We start from the raw sequence: 14,299 nt of genomic DNA on the forward strand, positions 1-14,299 counted from the left end.
TATTAGTAGGGATGCTAGATTAGCATCAAACCTTATTGGCAGAGGAGGAAGGCTGTGCAAAAAAAGTATATAAAAAGAAGAAAACCATCTATTCAGAAGAAAATTATGATGCTTAAACAAAAAAAGCAACCATATGCCAGTCATCAAGAGCCGGGGCTGAAAAAAATTGTACCATTCCGTAACCGTAAATCAAGATATTTCCAAAGTAGATCACCAGTACCTTGGAGATTAACGATGATCAGCTTTTTTGGAATTCTCATGATGTTTATACTTGTTGTGCCAGCTATTGTAGTCAATCTCTCCAAGGATAATAGTGGAACATATTCACAGGCTAAAGAGAATCAAACAGCGTCCCAAGATACTGAACAGGAAGTTGTAGAAGTAGGCGGTTCCCCGTTTTCTGTAGCAGTAATGCGAGACAAGAAAGAGACTGTTGAGGATGTCCCTTTGGAAGAATATGTTGCTGGAGTAGTCGCATCTGAGATGTCTGCTGATTTTGAATTAGAAGCGTTAAAAGCTCAAGCTGTAGCCGCAAGAACATTTACAGTGAATCTACTATTACATGGGGAAGACAATACTCCGTATGATTTAACCGATACAGTGAATCACCAAGTATATAAGAGCCAAGATGAATTAAAGGGATTATGGAAAGAAAAGTATAAGGAAAATATGAATAAAATAAATAATGCGGTTAAGGAAACAAAGGGACAAATCATTACGTATAACGATGCTCCAATCACTGCTGCCTTTTTCTCAACAAGTAATGGGTATACCGAGAACTCGGAAGATTATTGGGAAACAGAAGTATCCTACTTAAGAAGTGTGGAAAGTCCGTGGGATAAAGAAGAATCTCCAAAATACACCAGTCAATCTATGTTTACACTTGAGGAAGTCTCCAGTGCTTTAGAAGTGGACTTAGCTGAAAATCAATCAGTACCAATGGAAATAACTCGAACAGATAGTGGGAGAGTAAAAGACTTAGTTATAGCCGGAAAGACAATTTCAGGCAGAGAGGTTCGCGAAACTTTACAACTCTTATCAAGTGATTTTACGGTAGAACAAAAGAATAACCATTTAGTATTTACGACAGAAGGTTTTGGTCATGGTATTGGAATGAGTCAGTACGGTGCCAATGGAATGGCAAAAGAAGGGAAAACATATGAAGATATCATCCATTACTATTATAAGGATGTTGAAATAAATTCTGTAGATGAAACAGCACCGACCCTCGTTTCAAGATAAAACGAGGGTTTTTTCATGTGGAATCCGCAACAACTTGGAAATCATGCTTATTGTATTCAAAACTATAAAACTCTTGAAATACTTGATTAAACGGTGATGTAACCATTTACTTTTCCCAAAAATGACTAACTCATCCACAAAATTATAATTTTTTTTACTCTGTTATGTATATATTTTGATTTTTCTGCTCACAATGGTTGCAGAGGTGATGAAAAATGAATGAGGAATTCAAAGGGCCAAAAAATAAATGGCGCCAAATTTTCCGTAAGAAATGGTTTTTCCCAGCACTGTATTTAACCATTGCAGCAGTTTTATTAACCGCCGTAGTCTGGTATCAAAATATTGATTCTGATACTGCAGATGACAGATCTGCAGAAGATCATTACACACCAGTAATGAACGATGAAGATGCAGAACCAGTATTAGATCAGCAAGAAGTAATTGCAATGCCAGTAGCAAATGAAGATGAAGCAGAAATCGTAACTAAATTTTTTGACTACGACGCAGATCAAGAGGATCGTCAAAACGCACTAGTACTATATAATAATCGATACTATCAAAGTACTGGTGTAGATATTGCAGCAGCAAATGCAGAGACATTTGATGTACTTGCAGCGATCAGTGGTACTGTAGAAGAAGTAAAAGAAGATCCATTGTTAGGTAATGTTGTTGTGCTAGCACATAATGAAGATATCAAAACGTATTATGCTAGTCTTGAAGAAGTTTCTGTATCAGCAGGAGACAAACTTACTCAAGGGGACAAGCTAGGTACAGCTGGAAAGAACATTTTTGGAAAAGATAATGGAACACATGTCCATTTTGAAATCCGTAAATCTGGTGCGGAATTAAATCCAGAAAGTTACTTTAATCAACCAGTTAGTAGTCTTGCAAATGTAGAAGAAGATTCTGCAGTTACCGAAGAAGGCGAAACAGATGAAGCAAGTGAAGAATCGTCGAATGATGTGGAACAAGAAGATAATGCTGGGGAACAACCTGTAGAAGAAGATGTAGAAGAAGATTCTGATTCTGAATCAAATACAGATGAAGAGCCAGAAACAGAAGAAAACATCGAAGAATAATAGATCAGAGCCTGATTTCTATCAGGCTCTTTTTTATGTGGATATAGACTGAAACTTTATTCAGTGGGAATTACTGCCCGGCACATGTAGGGTGACATTTAAAAACAACATACTTTATTCCTATGTATCAATCAATATGCGCAAATTGTCGAACGATATATTATTTTTATTATGATAAATTGTGGTAAGATAGTATTGTTTTAAAAAAAAGAGGGAATTTTCCCTGAAAAGGAAAAGGATGAAGAAAAGTGGTCCTTACGAAATTGATGGAATCTCATACAGAAGACTCGTTAACCGATATTGCATCAAGAGTTTATCATGAATATGATTTAGTTGTTGCTAGGGATTTAATGAAAGCGATTTGTTTAAATAGCCCATCGACCGAAATTCAAAAAACAGGAATGGAATACCTATACATGAATGGATATTTTCGTGAGTTAGATCAGCTAATTGAGAAAAATCGTGAATCAATTAACCCCTCTAATAGGCTTTGGGGCAATATTTATCGACTTATGCTTGATTTATTTAACCAACGCACATCCCCTGATAATACTCTTCACTACCTAGATTATTTCATAGCTAGATACACCATAAAGGAACCTGAAATTACATTATTAATAAAGCTAATAAGAGAAACTTGTTTTTATTATAAACAAGAATATAGAAGACTCGGAGATCTTATTGCTACATATGAAACACACTTGGAGAAGGTGGAAGAACGTATCTTAGTCAACTTTTTTAAAGTGCGTATTTATCGATTTCATATTGTTTTTCATATGGCAAGAAATGAATTGATTATGGCAAGAAAATATGCGTATAAAGCGTTAAATATTAATGACAGTATCCTACTAGAGGCTACCATCCATAGTCATCTTGGCTTGTCCTATACATTCGATGCATATGAAAAAGGTATGTATCATTTAAAAAAAGCACAACAAATCTCCCAGAAACATAATATTTCATTGTACGAGCATCGAATTGAAAATAATTTTATCCCGTTCCTTTCAGGTAAATTCAAGGAAGTGGACAAGGTACAGTCTCTAGATAAAGCGGAACAAGCCCATCTTGAAGTCGCAAGAGGAGACTATGATAAAGCATTAGAACTATTAGAAACCGTCAATATCGAAACCCCTCTTCAACGATACTATCTTGGTTTAGCGAAACAAGATAAGGATATACTAATCCAATCCTATAATGAATTTATCTTAGACAATAATGATTTTTTCTATAGTCGCTTACCATTGGAGGCACTTGACTTATCAAGATGAAGAATAGCGATAAGGTAAATAATAACCGAATTATAATCTGGTGTGTGACCGGTTGTAATTTGGTTTTTTTGGTTATTTGGAAAAAAGTGAACCCATTCACTGGACTGTTATTTTCTCAGTTTCTGAAAATGATTAGGTTAGGTTTTAATAATTACCCTCTGATTTTCTGAAGAGATATGTCAATAGTTAGCAAAAATGAAAAAAACATCCTGTCCATATTCTGAATTGTTTAAAATTAATCATAAACAATTGCCTTAAGTAATAAAATGTTACAAACCATGCAATCGAACTGTCTGAGGTGAGAGCTTGCGTTGTGTACTTCTTGCTCCACAGGAACACTGGTCCACTTTTAATTTTCCAGCAGCTACATATCCGATCTATTTAGCATACTTTTCCAATTAGACAAACATAACAACGTATAACACCCTGTCTCAAATTACACCTCGGAATAACAACTTAGGGAGGCGAACGGTGTGCATGATTACATCAAAGAGAGAACAATCAGAATTGGGAGACATGTTGTAGAAACAAGAAAAACCGTCCGGACAATTGCCAAAGAGTTCGGCGTTTCGAAAAGTACAGTCCATAAAGACCTTACCGAACGATTACCAGAAATCAATCCCGAGCTAGCCATTCAAGTGAAAGAAATACTTGAATATCATAAAGCAATCCGACACCTGCGTGGAGGTGAGGCCACTAGACAAAAATACAAAATTGATGGGAAGCCGTTAGAGACAGAGAAGAAGCCAGCAGGATAGGTTGATTTACTTAAGAAAGGAGTGCGTACAAAAATAATCCATAAGATCCAATTTCATTCATAAACAGTAGGTCAAATGACTGTATCTAGGTCAACCTACTGTTCTTCTTTTGTGCTTTGTCAACCATCTTTCCTACTTTTTAGACAAAAAATTTACGAATGTGCAGTTAAATGTGGATTTTTGTGGTAAAATATTATAATAGTAGCATTATGTCTTCGGACGGTGCAAGATTGTAACGCTAGGAGGATTTTGATTCATGTTTTCCAGAGATATTGGAATCGACCTTGGTACTGCCAATGTATTGATTCATGTGAAAGGTAAAGGAATTGTTCTTAATGAACCATCTGTCGTAGCGATGGACCGCAATACTGGTAAAGTACTTGAGGTTGGTGAAGACGCGAGAAGAATGGTTGGACGTACACCAGGAAATATCGAAGCGCTTCGCCCATTGAAAGATGGAGTAATCGCAGACTTTGATGTAACAGAAGCTATGCTAAAGCATTTTATAAATAAGATTAATGTCAAAGGTGTTCTATCTAAACCTAGAATGCTTATTTGCTGCCCTACGAATATTACCAAAGTTGAGCAAAAGGCCATCAAAGAAGCAGCTGAGAAATCAGGCGGTAAGAAGGTTTACTTAGAAGAAGAGCCAAAAGTAGCTGCAATTGGTGCGGGTATGGAAATTTATCAACCGAGCGGAAATATGGTTGTAGATATTGGTGGAGGTACGACAGATGTGGCTGTCCTTTCCATGGGAGGCATCGTTACTTCAGAATCAATAAAAATGGCCGGTGACAAGTTTGATATAGAGATCATGCAATACATTAAGAAAAAATACAAGCTATTAATCGGAGAACGTACAGCAGAAGAGATTAAAATAAATGTTGCTACAGTCTTTGAAGGTTCACGCAAAGAATCAATGGATATCCGAGGAAGAGATATGGTAACTGGTCTACCAAGAACAATTTCGATTGGGTCTTCAGAAATTCAAACAGCTTTAAACGAATCCGTATCTTTAATCGTTCAAGCTGCAAAATCAGTCTTAGAACGTACACCACCAGAACTGTCTGCTGATATTATCGACAGAGGGGTTATTTTGACTGGTGGCGGAGCATTACTCCATGGAATTGATCAATTGCTAGCAGAAGAATTAAAAGTTCCTGTATTTATCGCTGAAGATCCAATGGATTGTGTAGCCAAAGGAACGGGCATTATGTTAGAAAATATCGATAAAGTAGAAAAACGAAATATTAGCTAAAGGTTTCGACCGTTCATACCGAAATTAGAAGTAGTATTAATGAGGATGTACTTTCTAAATTGACGGGAGAGAATACCATGTTAAGAGGTTTATATACAGCTGCCAGTGGTATGATTACACAACAGCGGCAGCAAGAATCCCTATCCAATAATATAGCAAATGCGAACACTCCAGGATATAAGGCGGATCAAACAACAATTCGAGCATTTCCAGAGCTTTTATTGCAACAGACAGGATCAAATAAACAGATTCCAACAACACAAGGTGGAGTTAACTTCCCTATGAGTCAGACAATAGGTCCGATTAATACAGGGGTTTACGTTCAAGAAACATTACCTAACTTCGCACAGGGTGATGTTCAGGAGACTGGATTACCTACCGATGTAGCGATTATTCAAGGACAGGTTCCCGATGAAAATGGGTTTCTTTTCTTTTCTGTTCAAAATGAAAATGGAGAAGAAATGCTCACTCGTAACGGTAATTTTACTGTAGATGGAGAAGGATTTCTTGTAACCAATCAAGGAAATTATGTTCTTGATGACGCCGGGAATCCAATTCAGACGAACGGTTTAGATTATGTTGTAACACCAGAAGGTTTTGTACAGACAGCAGGTGGTGCATTTCCATTAGGTATTCGCTATGTAGAAAATTCGAATCAACTTGTAAAAGAAGGAAATGATTTATTTGCTGGTGAATCAGTAGATGTACCAGCTGCTGCAACATTTTCTTTGCAACAAGGTGCTTTAGAACAATCAAATGTGAATACTATGCAAACGATGGCAGATATGATGAATGCATACCGATTGTTTGAAACGAATCAACGTGTCTTACGTGCATATGACGAAAGTTTAGGAAAAGCAGTAAATGAGGTTGGTCGTCTTGGATAGAGTTCTGGAGGGATATAAACGATGTCGCAAATGATGATACAGGCTGCTGTAACGATGAATCAATTGCAAAACAAGCTAGATTTAATTGGTAATAATATGGCAAATAGCCAGACTACCGGCTATAAAAGTAGACAAGCTGAATTTTCATCCTTACTTACACAACAGGTGAATAATTTAACTGACCCAGCTAATGCACAAGGTCGTCTTACGCCAGACGGTATTCGTGTTGGTTCAGGAGCGAGATTAGGTTCGACAAATATGAATCTGAATCAAGGAGCTATTCGAGAAACGAATCGAGATCTTGATGTTGCTTTAACAAGTGAGAACCTATTATTCCAGGTTGAAGTAACCGAAAATGGACAGGTCGGAACACGTTATACACGTGATGGTTCTTTTTATCTAAGTCCAATGGGAAATGGTCAAGTGATGTTAACAACATCGGATGGAAATCCAGTTATCGGTAATAACGGCCCGATATTAATTCAAGATGATTTTGATTCAATTGAAATAAATGAATATGGCCAACTACTTGTTGGACGCAATGGGCAACAAACAATAGAAAATCAACTAACTGTTGTTGAGGCTATTCGCCCTCGCTTATTAGAATCAACCGGTCAAAACCTATTTCAATTACCTAATTTAGAAGCACTGGGGTTTAATGCAGAAGAGATCATTCAAGAGACTAATCCGCAAACCGCGATATTACAATCTAAGTCATTGGAACAATCAAATGTGGATATCTCAAAGGAAATGTCAGATTTATTAATGACACAACGATTGTATCAATTTAATTCACGTACAATCACCATGGGCGATCAAATGATGGGTCTAGTTAATCAAATTCGCTCATAATTCCAAATCGCATCTCTTGCAGTTCGGCGTAATTCTGCGTAAACTAAGAAACGTAATTTGGCGAATATGTTGATTTGTATTTGAGTTAGGAGCAACAATCATGTCTACCAATGAAACCGAAAAACTACAAAAAAACCGTGCCAAGAATGAAAAAGCTGCAACTAGCAGTGAGGCGCAAGCGGCAAGGAATAAAGAGAACAATCATGATACACGTAAAAAGCAAAAGAAATTACAAAAAGAAGAGAAACGTAATTCAAAGTTTCCTAGAATTCGTATGTTTCCGATCTGGCTTCGGATTATTGTAATTTCTATTCTATGTGTCTCAGCACTCGTAATTGGACTCATGGTTGGGTATGGAGTTATTGGGGATGGGCCACCAACCGAAGTATTAAAAAAGGAAACATGGCAGCATATCATTGATATTGTATATAAAGCCGAATAAAATAACCATAAATCGTGAGCATGCATTCTTAAATTTATTTGAAATGCATGCTTTTTAAATGGCGCGACATCATATTATATTGGGCTTTGGTTTTGTTGTATAATCCCTAGTTCGCCAATACTCAAGGGTGGCTAGGGGAAATTTAAAATCTTTGATGCGCGTTACATTTTGTGAATAAAGACATTAATGTGATTTGAGACACTTGCATGTGGAAGCTTCCTGGATTTATGTTTCCAGAAATGGATTGGTGAGCGTGAGCAGGGAAGATAAACAGGATTTATGTTCCCGGAATTGGTTCAGGGAGCATGTCAAGGTAAGATAAAGTGCAGTAGCTAAAGCAAACATGGATTAAATAAGTGGTTGATCAATCCTCCTGTAATACATAATTGCTAAGGGAAACGAGAAATCTGGTCACTCATAAAGCCAATGAGCGCCCATAATCAAAGGGAAGCGAGAAATCCGGTCACTCATAAAGCCAATGAGTGCCCATAATCAAAGGGAAGCGAGAAATCTGGTCACTCATAAAGCTGATGAGCGCCCACAATCAAAGGGAAACGAGAAATCTGGTCACTCATAAAGCCAATGAGTGCCCATAATCAAAGGGAAACGAGAAATCTGGTCACTCATAAAGCCAATGAGTGCCCATAATCAAAGGGAAACGAGAAATCTGGTCACTCATAAAGGCGATGGGTGTCCATAATCAAAGGGAAACCAGAAGTCCGGTCACCTATAAAGGCGGTGAGTGCCCATAATCAAAGGGAAGCGAGAAATCCGGTCACTCATAAAGGCGGTGAGTGATCATAATCAGAAGGGAACCGAAAGTCCAGTCACTCATCTCAGTGATAATTAACCAACGTCTTCATCCTATCCCCATATCCCACTAATCCTTTCCCAAGACCACAAATAACTATTTTTATTGGATTAGCTATATAATGAATCTAAATAATCAACTAATTCGTAATAGGATAATTATAACTCATTAGAAAGGAAATTATTTTATGCTACAGTATACATTAACTGAGAAATTCTTTTCGAATAAGGAAATACATCTTGTTGATGAAAATGAAGAAGTTGTTGGTGAGATTACCGGTGTGCGAAAAGAAGGATATGAAACAAAGAATGTGTTTGAATTTAAACCAGTGGAAGGAAATTCTACGATAGTAGGTATTAAAAAAAGAAATTGGAAAAATGTAATACAACCTTCATATGGAGTAATTCATGGTGACCAATCACACACATTAAAGGATAAGCTTGGGGACAATCTTTTTTATTTTTGCGTGATAGGTGTTATCGAGAGGGATGATATTTTTATAGAAGAAGACTGGAAAGAGGATATTATTTTTAAAGTGAATAAACAAAAAATAGCGGTTATTCGTCCTCCTAAATTGACGGGAAAAACGGTCTTTAAAGTAGATGAACAGATTTCACCAGACCATCACTTATTTGGATTAATAATATTGATGGTTTTTATGTATCAAATTTACAATAAGGAAGCTACTTTTATTATGGATTTGTTATTTTAATTGGGCCGACATACAATTCACAACGTAAGATTTCAAACTAATCGGAAAATAACTCCTCAATCTTTCTTTAATCTGTTAAAATATGAAAAAAGCATATTTCGATAGATAGAATCTTTTCTTTTCTAAATGGGGTGGGGAGGAGAGTCAGCTGATGGGGTTAACGGTAGAAGATGTTCTTCGAGAAGATTTGTTAATGGATGCTAAGGTAGTAACTAGTGAATTGCTAACAGATAAAAAAGAAGTTCAATGGATTTCTGTGATTGAATTACCTGTAGAGAATTTTGTTCGAAAAAATGAAATCGTATTAACGACGGCAATTGGCTGTAAGAATGAACCCGATCTGTTTATTGAATTTGTGAAAGACGTCATTGAATCAAAAGCTGCTGCACTTATGATAGCACTTGGGCGATTTATTTATGATATTCCAAAAGAAGTGATGGACATGGCAAAGCAACACGACTTTGTTATTATTGTTCTACCATGGGAAATTCGGTTTGCCAATATTGTGGAAACGGTTATGTTGCAATTAACCGACGCAGGAAGTCAGGAACGGAAGCGGTCCGAACGCATCCAACAAGAGTTGTTAAACCTAATTCTGGCAGAACGGGATTTAAATGATATTCTTACCTTTATTCAAGATGAGATGGAAGCAGCGATCTATTTATCTGATCGATTTGGAAATCTCTTTGATGGAGATCTTTATACTGAAAAAGTTCAACAACAATGGAAGCAGAATGTTGTAAATGGAAAGATTCCACGCCAACAAAGTGTGCTAAATAATAACGACCCTTTTATTCAAAAGTTTGATCTCATTGAAGGAAATCACTCGGAACAGTCGCTTGTGCAAATACCGATTTTACAAGTATCTGGTGAGCCACAAGGCTATCTTTTTGTTTCACTTCCGGAAGATGAAGCAATGGAAACTTTTTTAACATCCAATCGAATTCATATTATTGAGCATGCAGCTACAACAATCGCCCTTTGGTTTTCGAAAAGAAATGCTATCGAAGAAACAAAAATTCGACTCCGAAGTGATTTTGTTGATGAGTTAGCGAAAGGATACTTTCAGTCACATGAAGAAGCTGCATCACGTGCTGGGTTACTTGGATATGAATTGCAACACGAATATGTATGTATTGTTGGGTTTGCCGAAAATATGGAGCGGATATTTGAGAGAAGAATCCAAGAGGCTCACACATTTGATTCTTGGAAGAAAAGCATGCACAGATACATCGAAGAAGAAATTATTTATGCGGCAACAACGCTGGAAAGACAATGGTTGTTAACACGAAACGAAGATGTGTTTCTTATTTACTTGCAAGTGGAGCATCAAACCGAACATGAATATGCGACGGATTTCTTAGATATGATTGACCGTCGCCTACAAAATCTCCTGCCGGATGTTGAAATGATATGGGGCTTAGGGAAAAGAGTCAAGCAATTCTCTGATTACCATTTAAGCTATCAACAGGCACGTACGGCACTAAAAATTGGCTATCGTAAAGACAAGCGACGTACATGGTATGATCAAACAGGTCTCGATCGAATTTTATTAAATCTCTATGAATTTGATGATATGCGAGAAATGATGAGAAATACGATAACACCTTTGATTCAATATGAAGCGGATCGACAAATGGATTTGATTGGAACATTCACAGCATTTCATCAATATCGAGGAAATGTTAGCCAAACAGCTAGATCATTGCATTTGCATCGACAGTCACTTCTATATCGATTACGAAAAATTGAATCTTTAACGGGGCTCTCATTAAATAATTCGGATCATTTATTTTTACTGGAGCTATGCTTGAAAACATGGAGAATTGGAAATGAAAACATTAATGCTTCTTACTCCCAAAAATAAATTATTCACTAACCGTAAAAATGAAGGTCTTATTTCCTAAATCTGTCTATTTCCTCATCAGACAAGACATCTAGGCATACATATTCTGTGAAGTAAAAAACGACTGAGGAGGAAACCATGCAACTGACCACTGAGAAAGTTGTTTTTATTGTTTTCTTTTTCGTCTTCATGCTTGCTTTAGTATATAGTGTTTCAGCTTCAGAAATTTCTCCGCCAACATTAATAGGTGAATCAAATGAAAGTTCCTTATCTGGGAAAATAGGTAATGGAAACGAAGAGACTCCAGGAGAGTGGTACGCTGGATTAGTACCGTCAAATCCAATTCCGAATGCTCCCGTTATTTTATTCGTACCAGGACTTAATAATGTCGCACAGATTTTCTGGGAAGATAATGACATGTACCAAACGGCGCTTGATGCTGGTTATCAAACTGCTTTCGTCCAATTGTATGATGCTGGAGGAGCGTCTGCAACAATGTGGGATAATGGTGAATTACTTGCGGAAAAAATAAGAGAAATATCTACGCACTTTGACCGGCCAGTGACAATTGTTGCTTATAGTAAGGGTGGGGTCGATTCACAGACCGCATTAACGTATTATGGTGCGTGGCAATATGTAGACAATGTTATTACATTATCTAGTCCTCACCATGGTTCGCAACTTGCTGATTTAGCTTACAGTTCACCCGTGGAGTGGCTAGCGGACTTACTTGGTGCGCAAGGCGATGGAACATATGCGTTGCAGATGGGATATATGGAAAATTTCCGTTCCGAAATGGATAATCAACCGTTGGCGTATCACAATAATTATTACACACTAGGTGGTACTGGTTGGGGGTTCATATTTTCCTCTACTTGGTTTGGAGGAATGTATTTATCACAGTTCGGGTCCAATGATGGTGTAGTAACTAGTGGAAGTAGTAGTCTTCCAGGAGGACACCAACTAGCGGTGGAAGATTGGAATCATATTTCGATTCGAACCGGCGAAAGTTTCGCTTCATTTGAAAATTATTTAATGGAAAATGATACAATAAATAATCTCGCTACATCTACAAAAAGTACAGAGTTACCTACCCCTAGCGTTAATCAATGGATTACCGGTGGGCAGTTAGTTAATAAGGGAAGGTTTACTACCACTGTTTCTGTGGAAAACGATGTCAGGGAACTTTCCTTGCATTTGATGACTTCCAATAAATTGTCGGAAATAAATCTCATAGATCCGGACGGGAAAGAAATTAATTTAGATGTCACAACTACGGAAAATGCAGAAGGAATATTCGCAGGCTCCATTAGTCACGTGAGCTTTATAGAAAAACCGAAAGCAGGAGATTGGAAGCTAGAACTTATTACAAATCAAGAGGATGCTTTCGTATTGATGGCGGATTATAAAACAACGCCAAAAATTATTCGTAATAGTAAATTAGAATTCAATGAAAACCAAAAAAACACCTATAATTTGAAAGCGATTCCAGAAACGGTTCAAGAAAATACATTGCAAGCTACTTACCATGTAACCGAGTCTGGGACGGACCACACAAAAACCTATAGGACAACTGGAAAAGCTGATTTATCGGAGAATCTTACGTTTGTAAACAAAGGAAAAGTATATAATATTACAATTGAAATAAACGGATTAACGAAAGAAGGAGAACCATTTACGAGAACCATCGTTGATTCCGTATACGTCGATTAATCTATGGATAGAGACTGCTATAAAGGTATTATCACTACCTTTATAGCGGTTTTTTTGCTTTAGAATATTCGTTCATTTCCAAACTGACTACAAACCTCCAGAAACTTTCATACAAATTGGTGAATATCATTTTAAATATTTAGAAAATATAATGAATTAATAAACAAAAATTATAAAGGTGGTGTTTGACGTGAATGTAGAAGTTGCAGAGTACATGGATAGGATGAAGCGTACGAAAGCTAAAATGGCCGAAAAAGGAATAGAAGTGCTACTGATAACAGACCCAGCAAATATGAATTATTTAACAGGGTTTGATGGCTGGTCATTCTATGTCGATCAAATGTTGGTATTGATAGATGATGAGGAGCAACCGATTTGGATAGGAAGAACAGCAGATGCAAACGCTGCAAAGGTAACGACATGGCTGTTTCATGAAAATATTATTCCTTATCCAGATACCTATGTTCATTCTCAAACGAGGCACCCAATGGACTTTGTAGCAGAAATTTTAACTCAAATTGGTCAAGATAAACGACATATTGGTGTGGAGATGGATAGCTATTATTTTTCAGCAAAATGTTTTCAACAATTGAATAAAGGTCTTCCTAATGCAATATTCTTAGATGGATCGCTAATCGTGAATTGGGTACGTATCATCAAGTCGCCAGCAGAAATTATGAAGATGAAAAAAGCCGGAATTATTGCAGAACATGCCATGCGTGAAGGGATAGATATGGTGAATACTGGCGTTCGAGGTTGTGATGTTGCTGCTAAGATCAGTCATGCACAATTAAGTGGTACGCCTGAATTTGGGGGAGATTACCCGGCAATTGTGCCTTTACTACCAGCAGGAGAGAGGACTTCAACTCCGCACCTTACGTGGACGGATGAACCATATCAGCATGGTGAAACAGTAATTGTAGAGTTGGCCGGTTGTTATCAACGCTATCATGCACCAGTAGCCCGAACCGTTCAAATTGGTCAGCCTTCAACAAATATGAAGAACTTATCAGAAGTGGTCATCGAAGGGTTGAATGCTTGTCTAGACTTTATTCAGCCAGGAGTAGCGTGTGAAGAAATTGAAACAGTTTGGAGAAAAACGGTGGAAAAACATGGCGTTACGAAAGAGTCGAGATTAGGGTATTCAATGGGATTAAATTATCCTCCAGATTGGGGAGAGCATACAGCTAGCATAAGAACCGGAGACAAAACGATCCTTGTACCAAATATGACCTTTCACTTAATACCAGCGATCTGGTCGGAAGGAGATAGCTTTGAGATTAGTGAGTCGTTCCGTGTAACTGAGAGTGGTTGTGAGACTTTTTCGAACCTTCCTAGAGAACTGATGATTAAAGACGGATTTGCAAACCTTGATTTTGTCGGTTAAGGATAAAAGAATATGATTACGTTGATGCATAGCAAAAAATTTGA

12 protein-coding genes are annotated in these 14,299 nt (G+C 37.3%); all 12 read left to right on the forward strand.

The window, feature by feature from the left end; all coding sequences use genetic code 11:
- The first annotated feature begins 54 nt into the window (after positions 1–54).
- The 12 genes from spoIID (at position 55) to ABC346_RS07070 (ending at position 14,255) form a co-directional block, all read left to right on the forward strand.
- Complete coding sequence (gene spoIID / locus ABC346_RS07015) at positions 55–1,242, forward strand: stage II sporulation protein D (protein ID WP_413234171.1); 1,188 nt, start codon at positions 55–57, stop codon at positions 1,240–1,242.
- A 215-nt stretch (positions 1,243–1,457) separates the two neighbouring features.
- Entirely contained in the window at positions 1,458–2,321 is an 864-nt protein-coding gene (spoIIQ, locus tag ABC346_RS07020) for a stage II sporulation protein SpoIIQ (RefSeq protein WP_413234172.1), read from the forward strand.
- Between the two features lie 248 nt (positions 2,322–2,569).
- Entirely contained in the window at positions 2,570–3,589 is a 1,020-nt protein-coding gene (locus ABC346_RS07025) for an AimR family lysis-lysogeny pheromone receptor (protein WP_413234173.1), read from the forward strand.
- Positions 3,590–4,062: 473 nt separating this feature from the next.
- The gene (gene spoIIID, locus ABC346_RS07030) at positions 4,063–4,347 is read left to right on the forward strand and encodes a sporulation transcriptional regulator SpoIIID (RefSeq protein ID WP_011067356.1); all 285 of its coding nucleotides are present in this window, start codon (positions 4,063–4,065) and stop codon (positions 4,345–4,347) included.
- A gap of 256 nt (positions 4,348–4,603) precedes the next feature.
- Entirely contained in the window at positions 4,604–5,605 is a 1,002-nt protein-coding gene (mreB, locus tag ABC346_RS07035) for a rod shape-determining protein (protein WP_413234174.1), read from the forward strand.
- A gap of 77 nt (positions 5,606–5,682) precedes the next feature.
- Positions 5,683–6,492, forward strand: a complete 810-nt coding sequence (locus ABC346_RS07040; RefSeq protein WP_413234175.1) for a flagellar hook-basal body protein — start codon at positions 5,683–5,685, stop codon at positions 6,490–6,492.
- A 21-nt stretch (positions 6,493–6,513) separates the two neighbouring features.
- Positions 6,514–7,344 (forward strand): flagellar hook-basal body protein, encoded by an 831-nt coding sequence (locus tag ABC346_RS07045; protein ID WP_413234176.1) that lies wholly within the window; start codon positions 6,514–6,516, stop codon positions 7,342–7,344.
- A gap of 100 nt (positions 7,345–7,444) precedes the next feature.
- Complete coding sequence (locus tag ABC346_RS07050; RefSeq protein ID WP_413234177.1) at positions 7,445–7,786, forward strand: DNA-directed RNA polymerase subunit beta; 342 nt, start codon at positions 7,445–7,447, stop codon at positions 7,784–7,786.
- A 998-nt stretch (positions 7,787–8,784) separates the two neighbouring features.
- Positions 8,785–9,309 carry a hypothetical protein gene (locus ABC346_RS07055; RefSeq protein WP_413234178.1) on the forward strand — a complete coding sequence of 175 codons (525 nt, stop codon included), beginning with the start codon at positions 8,785–8,787 and terminating at the stop codon, positions 9,307–9,309.
- A 151-nt stretch (positions 9,310–9,460) separates the two neighbouring features.
- Positions 9,461–11,176: a PucR family transcriptional regulator gene (locus ABC346_RS07060; RefSeq protein ID WP_413234179.1), complete on the forward strand. Its 1,716-nt coding sequence runs from the start codon at positions 9,461–9,463 to the stop codon at positions 11,174–11,176.
- A 117-nt stretch (positions 11,177–11,293) separates the two neighbouring features.
- The gene (locus ABC346_RS07065; RefSeq protein ID WP_413234180.1) at positions 11,294–12,868 is read left to right on the forward strand and encodes an esterase/lipase family protein; all 1,575 of its coding nucleotides are present in this window, start codon (positions 11,294–11,296) and stop codon (positions 12,866–12,868) included.
- A 190-nt stretch (positions 12,869–13,058) separates the two neighbouring features.
- Entirely contained in the window at positions 13,059–14,255 is a 1,197-nt protein-coding gene (locus tag ABC346_RS07070) for a M24 family metallopeptidase (protein ID WP_413234181.1), read from the forward strand.
- The last annotated feature ends 44 nt before the right edge of the window (positions 14,256–14,299 follow it).

The sequence above is a fragment of the Oceanobacillus phoenicis genome, from assembly GCF_047238145.1.
Lineage (GTDB): Bacteria > Bacillota > Bacilli > Bacillales > Amphibacillaceae > Oceanobacillus.

Excerpts from the sequence above, each read along its gene's own strand:
- spoIIQ (WP_413234172.1), top strand. The coding sequence starts at position 1,458 with ATGAATGAGGAATTCAAAGGGCCAAAAAATAAATGGCGCCAAATTTTC.
- mreB (WP_413234174.1), top strand. The coding sequence starts at position 4,604 with ATGTTTTCCAGAGATATTGGAATCGACCTTGGTACTGCCAATGTATTG.
- ABC346_RS07040 (WP_413234175.1), top strand. The coding sequence starts at position 5,683 with ATGTTAAGAGGTTTATATACAGCTGCCAGTGGTATGATTACACAACAG.
- ABC346_RS07045 (WP_413234176.1), top strand. The coding sequence starts at position 6,514 with ATGTCGCAAATGATGATACAGGCTGCTGTAACGATGAATCAATTGCAA.
- ABC346_RS07050 (WP_413234177.1), top strand. The coding sequence starts at position 7,445 with ATGTCTACCAATGAAACCGAAAAACTACAAAAAAACCGTGCCAAGAAT.
- ABC346_RS07055 (WP_413234178.1), top strand. The coding sequence starts at position 8,785 with ATGCTACAGTATACATTAACTGAGAAATTCTTTTCGAATAAGGAAATA.
- ABC346_RS07060 (WP_413234179.1), top strand. The coding sequence starts at position 9,461 with ATGGGGTTAACGGTAGAAGATGTTCTTCGAGAAGATTTGTTAATGGAT.
- ABC346_RS07065 (WP_413234180.1), top strand. The coding sequence starts at position 11,294 with ATGCAACTGACCACTGAGAAAGTTGTTTTTATTGTTTTCTTTTTCGTC.